The organism is Streptomyces drozdowiczii (genome assembly GCF_026167665.1).
GTDB lineage: Bacteria > Actinomycetota > Actinomycetes > Streptomycetales > Streptomycetaceae > Streptomyces > Streptomyces drozdowiczii_A.
Map to the genome: position 1 here is coordinate 6,513,848 of NZ_CP098740.1, position 13,065 is coordinate 6,526,912.

Here is a 13,065-nt window from a genome sequence, read left to right on the forward strand (position 1 = left end):
CCCTCGCGTCCACCCCTCGTGAGAAGGAGTAGTCCCTCATGACCGAACGACTGACGTACGAAGAACTCGCCGCCCTCATGAAGAAGGGCGCCGGCCTCTCCGTCGACCCCAAGGAGATGGAGAACCGCTCCGACGCCGCCTTCGACGAGTACGGCCTCGACTCCCTCGGCCTGCTCGGCATCGTTGGCGTACTCGAGAACCGGCACGGGCAGCCGCTGCCGGCCGACGCGGACCGGTGCAAGACGCCCCGCGAGTTCCTCGACCTCGTCAACAACAGCCTCATGACAGGAGCCTGACGTGTCCGGACACACCGAGAACGAGATCGTCATCGCCGCCCCCTGGACCTCGTCTGGGACATGACGAACGACCTGGAGAACTGGCCGCAGCTCTTCAGCGAGTACGCGGCCGTCGAGGTCCTGGAGCGGGACGGCGAGCGCACCACCTTCCGCCTGACCATGCACCCCGACGAGAACGGCAAGGTGTGGAGCTGGGTCTCCGAGCGCACCACCGACCGTCCCGGCCGCACCGTCCGGGCCCGCCGCGTCGAGCCCGGACCGTTCCAGCACATGGACATCCGGTGGGAGTACGCCGAGGTCGCCGGAGGCACCCGCATGCACTGGCAGCAGGACTTCGCGATGCGCCCCGACGCACCGGTGGACGACGCCTGGATGACCGACAACATCAACCGGAACTCCAAGGTCCAGATGGCGCTGATCCGGGACAAGATCGAGCAGCGCGACCGCGAGCGCCGCTCCGCCGCCGTCCCGGCCAACTGACCGGCAGAAGGGCACCCCTCATGCACCACGCACTGATCGTGGCCCGGATGGCGCCGGGATCCGCCCCGGACATCGCGGAACTGTTCGCCGCGTCCGACAACAGCGAACTGCCGCACCTGGTCGGCGTCACCCGCCGCAAGCTCTTCCAGTTCGGCGACGTCTACCTGCACATGATCGAGTCCGAGCACCCGCCCGGGCCGGAGATCGCCAAGGTGACCGAGCACCCGGAGTTCCGGGCCATCAGCGAACGGCTCACCGCCTTCATCAGCCCGTACGACCCCGAGACGTGGCGCGGGCCGAAGGACGCGATGGCCCAGGAGTTCTACCGCTGGGAGCGCGGCGCTTCCGCGTGAGCGACGACCACCGCCCCGGTCCCGGCCACAGAGGCCGGGACCGGGGCGGTTTCGCGTACGCCCGGAGGGTCAGTCCGGAACCACGCACTCGAAGGCGTGCAGATACGGATTGACCGGGCGGACGCCGTCGATCCGCAGCCCCGCGTCGGAGAGCCGGTCCACCAGGCTCTGCCGGGTGTGCTTGGCGCCGCCCACGTTCAGGAGCAGCAGCAGGTCCATGGCGGTCGTGAACCGCATGGACGGGGTGTCGTCCACCAGGTTCTCGATGACGACGACCCGGGCGCCGGGACGGGCCGCCCGGACGACGGCGGCGAGCGCCCGGCGGGTGGACTCGTCGTCCCACTCCAGGATGTTCTTGATGATGTACAGGTCGGCGGCGACCGGGATGCCCTCCCGGCAGTCCCCGGCCACGATCGACGCCCGCCCGGCCAGCGCGCCGCCGTCCCGCAGCCGCTCGTCGGCCCGGGCGATCACCCCCGGCAGGTCCATCAGCGTGCCGTTCACCGACGGGTGCTTCTCCAGCAGACTCGCCAGTACGTGCCCCTGGCCGCCGCCGATGTCGGCCACCGAGGAGACCCCGGTGAGGTCGAGCAGGGCGGCGACGTCCAGCGCCGACTGCACGCTGGACGTGGTCATCGCCGCGTTGAACACCTGCGCCGACTCGTGGGCGTCCTGGTGGAGGTAGTCGAAGAACTCCTTGCCGAACACGTCCTCGAAGACGTTGCCGCCGGAGCGCACCGCGTCCTCCAGGCGGGGCCACACCTCCCAGGTCCAGGGCTCGGTGCACCACAGCGAGATCGCCCGCAGGCTGTCCGGGGCGTCCTCCCGCAGCAGCCGGGACATGTCGGTGTGCGCGAAGGTGCCGTCGGCGTTCTCGGTGAAGACGCCGTAGCAGGCGAGCGCCCGCAGCAGCCGCCGCAGCGGCCCGGGCTCGGTCCCCACCGCCTCGGCGAGCCGCTCCGGGGTCTCGGGGGTGTCGCCGAGCGCGTCGGCGACACCCAGCCGGGCGACGGCGCGCACGGCGGCGGAGCGGGCCGCGCCGAACACCAGCTCGCGCAGCCGCATCGCGGGCTGAGGGGTGGGAAGGGGCTGGACGGGAGTGGTGCCGGGGGTGGTGCTCACGGTGGTCATGCCGTCTCGCTTCTCCTCGTGCGGGGGGTCACCGGTCAGCACATCCCGGCCGGTGCGGAGGTCGTGCAGACATTGCCGGCGAACCGGTTGCCGGTGCCGGTGTCCCGGTTCGCCAGGTCAGCGGGCTGATTGCCGAGGACGACGTTGCCGCTGACGGTGTTGTCGGTGTTCTTCGCGCCCACGAAGCTCTTGAACAGCACGACGCCGCCCGACAGCGGGGTGGCGCCCACGTTGTCGCGGATCACGTTGTTCCGCACCTCGGTGGACTCCGTACCGGTCAGCACGATCCCGGAACCCTGGATCGCGGGCAGCCGGTCGGTGGCGGCGCAGAACTTGTTGTTGCCGGTGATCCGGTTGGAGCGGACCGACATGGCACCGGCCTGCGGGGTGCCCTCGTCGCCCACGACGAACACCCCGCTGCAATTCGCGGTGAAGGTGTTGTCGCGCACCGACAGGTTGCGCACCCGGCGCGCGGTGAACCCGATCCGGTTGTCGGTCAGCGTGTTGCGCCGGACCCGGGTGCCGCCGGTGTCGGTGGCGCCGCCCTCCTCGTCGACGCTGTTGGCGACGAAGATGCCCGCGTCCCCGTTGGAGCGGGCGGTGCTGTCCCGGATGTCGGAGCGGGTGGACCGCTGCTGCGCGATGCCCCAGACACCGTTGGCGTCGGCGGTCACCGAGCGGACCGACAGCCGGTCCGTCCAGGACGCCCACAGGCCGCTGCGGGCGAACCCGGTGACCCGCAGGGACCTGACGGTCACCCCGTCCACGGTGGCGCCCTTCGTCCCCAGGACGCAGATCCCGTTGCCCGCGCCGGCGCAGTCGTCGCCGGTCGCGGCCCGGCCGGCCGCGGGCATGATGATCGTGCCGTCACCGGAGCCGCGCAGGGTCAGGCCCGGCGTGCTGATCCGGACGCTCTCGCGGTAGGTCCCCGGCCGGACGACGACGGTGTCCCCGGGGCGCGCGGCGTCCACCGCCGCCTGGATGGACTGCCCCGGTGACACCACGCGCGCACCGGCCGCGGCGGCCGGTGCGGACGGCACCGCCGCGACCAGTCCGGCGGCCGATGCGGCTGCGATGCCCACGAGACGTGTGATGTGTCGATTCCTCATGAGCCGAAGCTATGGGCGATCCCGGCTCGGTGCCACGCACGGTGACCGGTTGGACGCGGGACGTGCCCGAATGGCTCACGCCCGCGCCTCCCTCGGTAGCGTGGTGGGCGTGACAGCCGAACGTGACCTCCGAGCCCTGCTGAGCGACCTGAGCCCCGAGCACCGCCCCGGCCGGTACGTCTACGCCACCGTGCCGGACGGCACCCTGCCCGGCGGCGTCGCACCCGTCGTCACGGTCCGCGAGCGCGAAGGGCTCACCCTGGTGCTCCCCGAGGCCGAGGCCGCGGCGGCCGGGCTGACGTACACCTACGTCGCCGGCTGGATCACCCTGCGGGTGCACTCGGCGCTGGAGGCGGTGGGTCTGACCGCCGCGGTGTCGCTCGCGCTCACCGACGCGGGCATCAGCTGCAACGTGGTGGCGGGCTTCCACCACGACCACCTCTTCGTGCCGTACGAGCGGGTGGGCGACGCCGTCGCCGTGCTGGAACGGCTGGCCGCGGAGTCGCGCACCGGGTGAGAGGTGTGCACACGAGGAAGGCGTGTGGTGTACCGAGGTGTGGCCCCGGGCCTGTACCGAGGTGTGCCCCGGGCCTGGGCATATGCCGGTTCGGGCCCGGCTCGGCGAGGTGAGCTGGGACACGTAACATATGTGCATGTCCTTCCTCCGCCGCCGCAGCGCCGCCACACCCGCGGGCCCCGACTTCGACGTCCTGGCCATGGACCCCGGTGACTGGCCCGGCAACCTCGGCGCCGGTCTGCTCCCCGCACCCGACGGCAGCTGCCAGGGAGTGTTCCTCCGGTACGACCTGTTCGGCGGGCGTGGCCCCGCGATGATCATCGGCAACCTGCCGGAGGGATCGCCCGCGCGCGAGACCGAGGAGGGGCAGGTCCCCTTCGAGGTGGCCCAGCTGCTGCTGGCGCTGGAGAACGACGAGCCGGTCGAGGTCACCGGCACCGAGGACATGCCGGTCATGCAGGGCGACAACCTCATGATCGTGCGCCGGGTGAAGCTCTCCGAGAGCCGCATCTCCTGCGTGCAGTTCGACCGCAGCGACGGTGTGCTCGTCACCATCGCCAGCTGGGACCGGCCCATCACCGACGACCTGTACGCCCTCCTCAAGCCGCTGCCCGCCGAGCTCTTCCAGCAGGGCTGAGCGCACACCGCGGTCACCGGGCGGTGCCGCCCGGTGACCGCGGCACACCGGCGGGAGCTACACCTTCACCCCCGCCGGCCCGCCGAACAGCGCCGCCACCTGCGCCGCCGAAGTGCCCAGCCCCGTAGGGCCGTTGAGGTGCCACGGGGCGCCGGTGCCCCGCCGCAGATCCTCCTCGCGGTAACGCCGGCAGCCCCGGTGCCAGATCAGAATCCCCGCGAGCCAGTGCTCCAGCTCCCGCACATAGCCCGCAAGGGTCTCCCGCGCCTCCGCGTCCAGGCCGAAGTCGTCGTACAGCACCGGCAGTTCGTTCTCGGCGACGTGGAGGAACTGCCGCAGCCGCGACTTCATCAGGTCGTACAGGATCGACATCCCCGTCGGGTAGTCCACCCCGAAGAAGTTCTGCACGACCAGGACCCCGTTGTGCACCTCGCCCTCGTACTCGATCTCCTTCTGGTACGAGAACAGGTCGTTGAGCAGCGCCGCGTAGTCGGCGGCCGCGTTCTCCAGGGAGCGCAGCGGGCCGCTCTCGTAGATCTCCCGCGGCACCTTCCGGCCGTGCCCGATCCGGCACAGGCTCATCGTCAGGTCCGAGCCGAACGTCATGCGCCGCATCTCGACGTAGTCCACCGGGTCGGGAATCCGGTGCTGCGCCTGGTTCGCCAGCTCCCACAGCCAGCTCTCGGTCATGTCCTCCACGGACTTCCGGAACGCGCGCCGCCCGGCGTCGTCCATCGGCCCCGCCGTACGCTCCCAGAGGTCGCCGAGCCCCCGCTCCAGCGCGTTGACCGGCTCCGGCACCGGGCCCCCGTCCAGGGGCATGAACAGCGACAGCCGCTCGTTGGCCAGCCGCGCCCCGGCCAGATCGCGCGACCGGCCGTGCACCACCGGGAACCAGTCGTCGCCGTACGTCCCCCAGGCCAGCCACCCCGATGACAGGTCGAGCCCGTCCGGTGTCGCGTCCGGGTGGATGCCGGCCGCGCACAGCGGCAGGTCGATCGCCCGCAGCCGCTCCTCGTCCCAGATGTGCGAACCCGGCACCCCGGGCTGCGGCCCCAGGATGCCCATCCGGTCCGCCCAGACCACCAGCCGTTCCCGGGCGCCCTCCAGGTGCGGGCTCAGCGTCGTGTCGAACGGCAGGTCGAAGTCGGGCAGCAGGGACGGGCCGACGTGCTGGAAGAGCACATGGCTGTGGCTGCGCAGCCGGGCCGACTCGGAGCGCCGGGTGAACCGGATCGAGGCGGCGGACATCCCGAAGCCCGGCTCGGCCTCACCGGCCCCGCCGTCGTTCATGTAACGGCTGGAGCGCATGTGCCACTCGTGGCCGCCGGACTGCCAGTCCTGCAACCCCTTCACATACGCCCCGACGGCGGCCGTCTGCGCCGCGTCGAGCCCCTTGGCCGCGCAGAGCGGGCCCACCTCGGTGAGCGCGGTGTTCTCGAACTGCTGGAGCCTGGACGTCAGCAGATCGTTCACCGCCTCGGCCGCCTCCTGCGTCGAGCAGCCGAGGAAGCGCTCAAGGACCAGCACCCCGTTGCTGTTCTCGCCCTCGTCCTCCACCTCGCGCTGGTACGAGAAGAGGTCGTTGCGCAGATGCACCCCGTCCGAGAACGCGTCGCGCAGCACCCGCAGCGCCCGTTCACCGGCGACGGCCTCCGGCACCTCGGCCCCGGCCGCGTACTCCACGAGCCCGGCCGACCAGGGGGCCCCGCCCACCTTGCGGCGCATCTCGATGTACTCGACCGGGTTCGCGATGCGGCCCTCGTTGATGTTGGCGAGCTCCCACAGCGACTCGTTGAGGAGGTTGCGCGTCGACTCCGCGAACCGCACCCGCCACGCGTCCGACATCGCGGGCACCGTACGCGCCCACAGATCCGCGAGCCCCGCCTCCACCGGGTTCTCCGGCTCGGGCACCGGCGCACCCCGCTCCATCGGCATGAAGGCGGGCAGCCGGTCCAGATACCGCTTCCCGCCCTCGCGGTCCGGGGTCCTTTTGAACAGCTCCAGGAAGTGGTCGTCGAAGAAGAAGACCCACACGTACCAGTCGGTGACCAGCGACAGCGCCTCCGCCGAGCAGTCGGGATGGGTGTACGCGCACAGCAGCGCGTAGTCGTGCGCGTCGAGGTCCTTCTCCTCCCAGATACCGGACCCCTCCAGCATCCCCATGGCCCGCGCCCACGCCTTCGTGTGCTGTCTGGCCTCCTCCACATGGGGGTTGAGGCGCGCCGGATACGGAACATAGAAGTCCGGCAGGGTGAACGGCTGAGCCATGTGCGTCCGGCCTTTCCGAGAGCCATCGCGTGCGTTCCACGCGGATCGGTCCTGTCGGCGCCAGCACTACCCTTGGTCCGTTCGGGGCACGCACCCCCGCGATTAGTCACACCGCAGAGCGCCCGTTCGAGGGACACCCGTGCCGGTCCGGACGCGTAAAACCCTGGTAACGCGTCATCGCCACACCCCCGCCGTTTCCCGCCCTTCGCAGGTCACAGGCCCTGTCAGTGGTCTGGTCCAGTGGCTCAACGCGCGGCCCGCCCAGCACTCTTGACGCCCCTTCACCTCAGGTCACAGAGTGTGCGCGCACGCCCGAACGGCTCCACCCGGCTCTACGAAGGGTTGTCATGACGTCCAAGCAGAGGACCAGGCTCGCACTCGCCTTCACCACCGCCGGGGCACTGAGCCTCGCGCTGCTCAGCCCGGCCGCCCAGGCCGGCGCCGACGGGGTCCGGCCCGAGTGCCCGCGCGGTCTCGCCTGCGACTGGGTCCCGGCCGCCTACCAGCAGACCGGCGACCCGGCCGACAAGGAGACGTACGGCAACTACGACACCGCCGACCGGCCGCACACCAACAAGATCAAGTTCATCGTGCTGCACGACACGGAGGAGGACTTCGACACCACGCTGAAGATCTTCCAGAACCCGCTGAAGGCGACCTCGGCCCACTACGTCGTGCGCTCCGCCGACGGGCACGTCACCCAGATGGTCAGGAACAAGGACGTCGCCTGGCAGGCCGGCAACTGGTACGTCAACAGCCACTCCATCGGCATCGAGCAGGAAGGTTTCGCCGCCGACGGCGCCCAGTGGTACACCCCCGAGATGTACCGCTCGACCGCCGCCCTCGTGCGCTACCTCGCCGCCAAGTACGACATCCCGCTCGACCGCCAGCACATCATCGGCCACGACGGCGTCCCGCCCACCAGCGCCGCCGGCACCAAGAACATGCACTGGGACCCTGGCACCTACTGGGACTGGAACTACTTCATGGCGCTGCTCGGCAGGCCCACCGTGCCGACCGCTCTCCCCGGCAGCCAACTGGTCACCGTCAGCCCGAGCTTCAAGAAGAACAAGCAGGCGTTCCGCGACTGCGAGAAGAACGTGGACCTGCCCGTCCAGGGCTCCAGCGCCGTCCCGCTGCACACCGCGCCCTCCGACGACGCTCCCCTCTTCTCCGACCCCGGCATCCACACGGACGGCTCGCCCGGCACCAACTGCGTCGCCGACTGGGGCAGCAAGATCAGCGCCACCCAGCAGGCCGTCGTGGCGGGCCGGGCCCCCGGCTGGACGGCGATCTGGTGGTACGGCGAGAAGGCATGGTTCCGTACACCGGCCTTCAGCCACACCACCGTCCCCACCTCCGGCTACATCGTCCGCCCGAAGGCCGGCAGGACGGAGGTGCCGGTGTACGGGGTCGCGTACCCGGAGAAGTCGGAGTACCCGGCGGACTTCGCGGACCAGCGGGTCGGCACACCGCTCCCGTACACGATCAAGGCCGGCCAGTCCTACCCCGGCGGCGGCGAGGCGCCCACCGGCTTCTTCTACGCACCGACGATCGACGCCTCCCTTCCGCTGGACCACTCGTACTTCAAGGGCAAGGAGAAGTACGTGACCGTCCAGATCGGCCACCGCGTCGCCTTCGTCAAGGCGTCCGACGTGGACATCGTGCGCGCCCGCTGAGGCCCGGCGCCGGCACGCGCACAACAGCGCGCCGCGGGCCCGGTGTGTCGGCACCGGACCCGCGGCGCGCCCCGTGGGGCCGGCCGGTCAGCGCGTGCCGACCGCCGCCCGCACGGCGTTCCGGGCCATCGCGCAGTCGTCGTGCAGCCGGCGCAGCAGTAGCCGCTGCTCCTCGCCCGGGGCGAGCGCGCCCGCCCGGTCCTGCACGGCCCGCGCGGGCCCGGCCTCCCGCATGGCCCGCTGCACCGCCGTCTCGTACCGGCGGATCTCCCGCGTGAGTACGAGCATCAGGTTGACCAGGAACGCGTCGCGCGCCGCCGGACCGGCGACCTGCGCCAGCTTGCTGATCTCGCGCCGCGCCACCGGGGCGTCGCCCAGCACGGTCCACAGCGTCGCCAGGTCGTAGCCCGGCAGGTACCAGCCCGCGTGCTCCCAGTCCACCAGCACCGGACCCGTGGGCGACAGCAGGATGTTGGACAGCAGGGCGTCCCCGTGGCAGAACTGCCCCATCGCGCCGCGCCCGCCGGAGTGGGCGATCCCGTGCAGCAGCTTCTGCAGGTCACCCAGGTCCCGGTCGGTGAAGAGACCCAGCTCGTGGTAGCGGTTGATCCGCGCCGCGTAGTCCAGCGGCGCCTCGAACAGGCCCGCCGGCGGACGCCAGGCGTTCACCCGGGCCACCGCCCCGAGCACGGCGCGCAGGTCCGCGCGGGGCGGCGCCTCCGCCGGGTGGCGCGTCAGGGCGGCCACCCGGCCCGGCATCCGCTCGATGACCAGCGTGCAGTTCTCCGGGTCGGCGGCGATGAGCCGGGGCACCCGGACCGGCGGGCGGTGCCGGACGAACGCCCGGTATGCCGCTATTTCGTGCCGGAACCGCTCCGACCACGCGGGGGAGTGGTCCAGTAAACACTTCGCCACCGCCGTCGCCCGCCCCGTGGAGCCGACCAGCAGCACCGAACGCCCGCTGCGCCGCAGCACCTGCACCGGATTGAACTCCGGGCAGATCCGGTGCACGGACGCGATCACCATCCTCAGCTGGGCGCCCTGGGGGCCCGACAGGTCCAGCCGTCCGCCGAGCGAGGGGGCACCGGGCCCTCCCGGCCGCCGGGGCCGCCCGAGGCCGGGGGCCGGGACGGTGGCGCGTGGGTCGAGATACGGTCCGCCGCCCGCCTGGAGGGGACGCAGCGGCCGGGGCGGGGCGGACACGGAGGACGATGCTGTGTACATGGGCGATACAGATCCCTTCGTGCGCCGACAAGTTGCGTGCGCCACCCCGGCCGGCGGCCGTTCGGCACCCTGGGGAGTGCCTAGGGCTGCCGGGCGGGGTTGCGCTTTCTTACCTGACACCGGCGCGCGGGTGTCTCTCGACATAGCGCACCCTGGCGAACCCTGGCGAATAGTCGCAAGGCATCTGACACGGGGTTACTGTCAACACAGCCGAGAACCTGGGGGCTTGACGTGACCGGAGAACCCAACACCCGCCTGTCGGACCTGTTCGGCCTTGCCGGCTGGTCCAAGGGCGAACTCGCGAGAATGGTGAACCGGAAGGCGGCGGCCATGGGCCATCCGCAACTGGCCACCGACACCTCGCGCGTGAGGCGCTGGATCGACATGGGGGAGTCCCCCCGCGATCCCGTGCCGAAGGTGCTGGCGGCTCTGTTCACCGAGCGGCTCGGTCGTGTCGTGACCATCGAGGACCTCGGGTTCGGCCGACGCGGGCGTGCGGGGAAGCGGCGAGAGGCCGGGACGCAGGACAATCCCGAGCAACTCCCGTGGCCGCCCGAGCGGACGGCAGCGGTCCTCACCGAATTCACGGGAATGGACCTCATGCTCAACCGACGCGGCTTGATGAGCGCGGGCGCGGTGCTCGCCGCCGGCTCCGCCATCGCCGGCCCCATGTACGACTGGCTGCACACCGACCCCGCACTGGCGGCACCGGCCCCGCGCGCCGGCGACCCCGTGCACGCGGACCCCGCCGGCTTCGACCGGTACGATGCCGCCCCCATCGGCTCCGAGGAGATCGAGGCACTGGAGCGGTCCGTCGAGGTGTTCCGGGCCTGGGACGCCTCCCGGGGCGGCGGCCTCCAGCGCAAGGCCGTGGTGGGCCAGCTCAACGAGGTGGGCGGCATGCTCGCGTACCACCACCCCGCCCACCTCCAGAAGCGGTTGTGGGGCGTCGCCGCCAACCTCGCCGTCCTGGCGGGGTGGATGTCGCACGACGTGGGCCTCGAACCCACCGCGCAGAAGTACTTCGTCATCGCCGCCCACGCGGCCCGCGAGGGCGGTGACCGCCCGCGCGCCGGCGAGGCCCTGTCCCGCGCGGCCCGCCAGATGGTCCACCTGGGCCGTCCCGACGACGCCCTGGACCTGATGAAGCTCGCCAAGTCCGGCTCGGGCGACGCCGTACTGCCGCGCACCCAGGCCATGCTGTGCACCATCGAGGCGTGGGCGCAGGCGTCCATGGGCCGGGGCCAGGCCATGCGGCGCACCCTGGGCCGGGCCGAGGAGCTCTTCGTCTCGGACAAGGCCGATGTGCCGCCGCCCAGTTGGATGCAGATGTTCGACGAGGCCGACATGCACGGCATGCAGGCCCTGGCCTTCCGTACGCTCGCCGAACACGACCCCTCGGCGGCGGTCATCGCCCAGCGGCACGCGAAGCAGGCCCTGGAGCTGCGGGTCAACGGCCGCGAGCGGTCCAAGATCTTCGACTACATCTCGCTGGCCTCGGCGTGCTTCATCGCCGACGACCCGGAGCAGGCCGACCGCTACGCCCGGCTCGCCCTCGTCACGATGGGGGAGACCTCCTCGCACCGGACCTGGGACCGGCTGCGCGAGATGTACCGGCTGACCGGGCAGTTCTCCGGCTACGCGAAGATCGAGGACCTGCGCGAGCAGATCCAGCTCGCGGTGCCGCCGAACCAGCGCAAGAAGCCGGGGAGCGCCGCGATCTGACGGGCCCCGGGACGCGGTGGAGCACCGGGCTCCGCCGAAGAGGGCTTTCGCTTCCCTACGCCCCGACGCGGGCGATCAGCACGCACGCGTCGTCCAGTCGCTCGGCCGAGCCGAACGCCTCGACGACGATCCGTACGCACTCCCGCGCCGAGCGGACCTCGGCGAAGCGCGGGGCCAGCCCCAGCAGCGTCTCCGTACCCGGGCGCGCACCACCGTGCCCGGCCGCGTCGTCGCGGGCCAGTCCGTCCGTGTGCAGCACCAGCACGTCGCCGGGGAGCAGCTGCGCCTCGACCTGCTCGTAGGCGACCTCGGAGGCCGCTCCGAGCAGCACCCCATCCGGCAGCGGCAACGGCCGTCCGGTGCCGTCGCGGAAGAGCAGGGGCGCGGGGTGTCCGGCCTGCGCCCAGTCCAGGGTGCGCGTCGCCGGGTCGAACCTGCCGCACACGGCGCTGCCCAGCGCCGGCTGAATGGAGGTCTCCAGCAACTGGTTGAGATGCCCGAGCAGGGCGCCGGGCTCGATGCCGGCCATCGTCATGCCGCGCACCGCGCCCATCACCACCGCCATGGCGGAGGTGGCCTGGACGCCGTGGCCGGTGAGATCGCCGACGGTGAGCATCGTCCTGCCGTCGGGCAGCTCCATGGCGTCGTACCAGCCGCCGCCGACCAGGGCGCTCGTCTCGGACGGCAGGTAGTGCGCGGCGATGTCCAGGGCGCCGGCACCGTGCTCGGGGAGGCGGAGGGAGGTCTGCCACGGCGGGAGGACGGCTGCCTCCGGCTCCGCGGCGGGCCGGTGTCCGCTGCCGGGCTGTTCGCGGCGCAGGGAGTCATGGGTGCGGCGCACCACCTGCTGGCTGCGCCGGAGCGCGCTGACATCGCGCAGCACGGCCCACATGGAGGCGGTGCGGCCGTCGGTGTCGAGGACGGGCTCGCCCATCATGTGCAGGGACCGGACGCGCCCGTCGGCGTGCCGGATGCGGAACTCGCCGTCTATCGGCTTGCCGTCCACCAGGCAGTCCGTGACGAGCGCGGTGAGTAACGGCTGGTCCTCGGGGAGCAGCAGGGAGGGCAGGGCGTCGAGCGAGAGCCCGCCCGCCTCCGGGTCGCGGCCGAAGATCCGGAACAGCTCGTCGGACCAGCTGACCTCGTCGGTGAGCAGATTCCACTCGGCGCTGCCGACCCTGCCGATCAGGGAGCCTGCGGGCTCGTCGGCGGTCTCCGCGGGCTGTTCGGACGGCTGCGCCGGCAGGCCGTCGCGGAGCTGTCCCAGCTGGGCGCCGAGGTCGTCCAGGTGGTGCACCGCCAGCTCGCACAGCGCCCGCTGCCAGCGCGTCCGGGGATCGTCCTCGTCCACGCGCACGGCGTCGCGCCGCACCGCGTCCACGTCACCGCGCAGCCGACGCGTGCGGTGGATCAACGCGTCGACGGCACCGCGCTCGGGCGGTTGCGGTGCGGAGCGGTCCGCGGAGAGGGGGGACGGCATGTCGTACTCCGATACAGGGCGGCACAACCAGTGACGAAGGGTGGACCGCATACGACTTTCGCACAGCCGGAAGAGGCCCGTAAGTGGTTTGGCAACACTCGATACGTTCTTGCATCCGGCATATGCCAGCGGCTGACTGTAACCCACGCCCTTTCGAACAGCC

General features: G+C 71.7%; 11 protein-coding genes and 1 pseudogene. 7 read left to right on the top strand and 5 right to left on the bottom strand.

The window, feature by feature from the left end:
• Positions 1 to 38 precede the first annotated feature (38 nt).
• The 3 genes and pseudogenes from NEH16_RS29490 to NEH16_RS29500 all read left to right on the top strand — a co-directional run bounded on the left by NEH16_RS29490 (position 39) and on the right by NEH16_RS29500 (position 1,129).
• Positions 39 to 296 carry an acyl carrier protein gene (locus NEH16_RS29490; protein ID WP_073969087.1) on the top strand — a complete coding sequence of 86 codons (258 nt, stop codon included), beginning with the start codon at positions 39 to 41 and terminating at the stop codon, positions 294 to 296.
• 1 nt (position 297) lies between these two features.
• Positions 298 to 776 (top strand): annotated as a pseudogene (locus NEH16_RS29495) (SRPBCC family protein).
• 20 nt (positions 777 to 796) lie between these two features.
• A complete protein-coding gene (locus NEH16_RS29500) occupies positions 797 to 1,129 on the top strand; it encodes a TcmI family type II polyketide cyclase (protein ID WP_073969089.1) in 333 nt (110 codons plus the stop codon).
• 69 nt (positions 1,130 to 1,198) lie between these two features.
• On the opposite strand, the gene NEH16_RS29505 is transcribed toward NEH16_RS29500, so the two are convergent.
• Positions 1,199 to 2,260 carry a methyltransferase gene (locus NEH16_RS29505; RefSeq protein WP_073969090.1) on the bottom strand — a complete coding sequence of 354 codons (1,062 nt, stop codon included), beginning with the start codon at positions 2,258 to 2,260 and terminating at the stop codon, positions 1,199 to 1,201.
• A gap of 35 nt (positions 2,261 to 2,295) precedes the next feature.
• Complete coding sequence (locus NEH16_RS29510; protein ID WP_265546047.1) at positions 2,296 to 3,369, bottom strand: right-handed parallel beta-helix repeat-containing protein; 1,074 nt, start codon at positions 3,367 to 3,369, stop codon at positions 2,296 to 2,298.
• 109 nt (positions 3,370 to 3,478) lie between these two features.
• On the opposite strand from NEH16_RS29510, the gene NEH16_RS29515 reads away from it, so the two are divergent.
• Both NEH16_RS29515 and NEH16_RS29520 read left to right on the top strand, forming a co-directional pair.
• On the top strand, positions 3,479 to 3,886 hold the full coding sequence (locus NEH16_RS29515; protein ID WP_265546049.1) for an ACT domain-containing protein: 408 nt from the start codon (positions 3,479 to 3,481) through the stop codon (positions 3,884 to 3,886).
• 136 nt (positions 3,887 to 4,022) lie between these two features.
• Positions 4,023 to 4,523 carry a hypothetical protein gene (locus NEH16_RS29520; protein WP_026171499.1) on the top strand — a complete coding sequence of 167 codons (501 nt, stop codon included), beginning with the start codon at positions 4,023 to 4,025 and terminating at the stop codon, positions 4,521 to 4,523.
• 57 nt (positions 4,524 to 4,580) lie between these two features.
• On the opposite strand, the gene NEH16_RS29525 is transcribed toward NEH16_RS29520, so the two are convergent.
• Entirely contained in the window at positions 4,581 to 6,794 is a 2,214-nt protein-coding gene (locus NEH16_RS29525; protein ID WP_265546052.1) for a terpene synthase family protein, read from the bottom strand.
• A 347-nt stretch (positions 6,795 to 7,141) separates the two neighbouring features.
• Here NEH16_RS29525 and NEH16_RS29530 point away from each other — a divergent pair, with 347 nt between their 5' ends.
• On the top strand, positions 7,142 to 8,473 hold the full coding sequence (locus NEH16_RS29530) for an N-acetylmuramoyl-L-alanine amidase (protein ID WP_265546054.1): 1,332 nt from the start codon (positions 7,142 to 7,144) through the stop codon (positions 8,471 to 8,473).
• 87 nt (positions 8,474 to 8,560) lie between these two features.
• Here the strand turns inward: NEH16_RS29530 and NEH16_RS29535 are convergent, their stop codons facing one another.
• Positions 8,561 to 9,697, bottom strand: a complete 1,137-nt coding sequence (locus tag NEH16_RS29535) for an aminoglycoside phosphotransferase family protein (protein ID WP_073969094.1) — start codon at positions 9,695 to 9,697, stop codon at positions 8,561 to 8,563.
• 231 nt (positions 9,698 to 9,928) lie between these two features.
• Between NEH16_RS29535 and NEH16_RS29540 the strand changes: the two genes are divergently transcribed.
• Positions 9,929 to 11,422: a DNA-binding protein NsdB gene (locus NEH16_RS29540; RefSeq protein ID WP_073969095.1), complete on the top strand. Its 1,494-nt coding sequence runs from the start codon at positions 9,929 to 9,931 to the stop codon at positions 11,420 to 11,422.
• Between the two features lie 55 nt (positions 11,423 to 11,477).
• Here the strand turns inward: NEH16_RS29540 and NEH16_RS29545 are convergent, their stop codons facing one another.
• Positions 11,478 to 12,902 (bottom strand): PP2C family protein-serine/threonine phosphatase, encoded by a 1,425-nt coding sequence (locus NEH16_RS29545; RefSeq protein ID WP_265546056.1) that lies wholly within the window; start codon positions 12,900 to 12,902, stop codon positions 11,478 to 11,480.
• Positions 12,903 to 13,065: the final 163 nt, after the last annotated feature.

What these genes read in the sequence shown, in the direction of transcription:
- NEH16_RS29535 (WP_073969094.1), bottom strand. Translation starts at nt 9,697, where the DNA reads ATGTACACAGCATCGTCCTCCGTGTCCGCCCCGCCCCGGCCGCTGCGT.
- NEH16_RS29505 (WP_073969090.1), bottom strand. Translation starts at nt 2,260, where the DNA reads ATGACCACCGTGAGCACCACCCCCGGCACCACTCCCGTCCAGCCCCTT.
- NEH16_RS29520 (WP_026171499.1), top strand. Translation starts at nt 4,023, where the DNA reads ATGTCCTTCCTCCGCCGCCGCAGCGCCGCCACACCCGCGGGCCCCGAC.
- NEH16_RS29545 (WP_265546056.1), bottom strand. Translation starts at nt 12,902, where the DNA reads ATGCCGTCCCCCCTCTCCGCGGACCGCTCCGCACCGCAACCGCCCGAG.
- NEH16_RS29510 (WP_265546047.1), bottom strand. Translation starts at nt 3,369, where the DNA reads ATGAGGAATCGACACATCACACGTCTCGTGGGCATCGCAGCCGCATCG.
- NEH16_RS29490 (WP_073969087.1), top strand. Translation starts at nt 39, where the DNA reads ATGACCGAACGACTGACGTACGAAGAACTCGCCGCCCTCATGAAGAAG.
- NEH16_RS29500 (WP_073969089.1), top strand. Translation starts at nt 797, where the DNA reads ATGCACCACGCACTGATCGTGGCCCGGATGGCGCCGGGATCCGCCCCG.
- NEH16_RS29525 (WP_265546052.1), bottom strand. Translation starts at nt 6,794, where the DNA reads ATGGCTCAGCCGTTCACCCTGCCGGACTTCTATGTTCCGTATCCGGCG.
- NEH16_RS29530 (WP_265546054.1), top strand. Translation starts at nt 7,142, where the DNA reads ATGACGTCCAAGCAGAGGACCAGGCTCGCACTCGCCTTCACCACCGCC.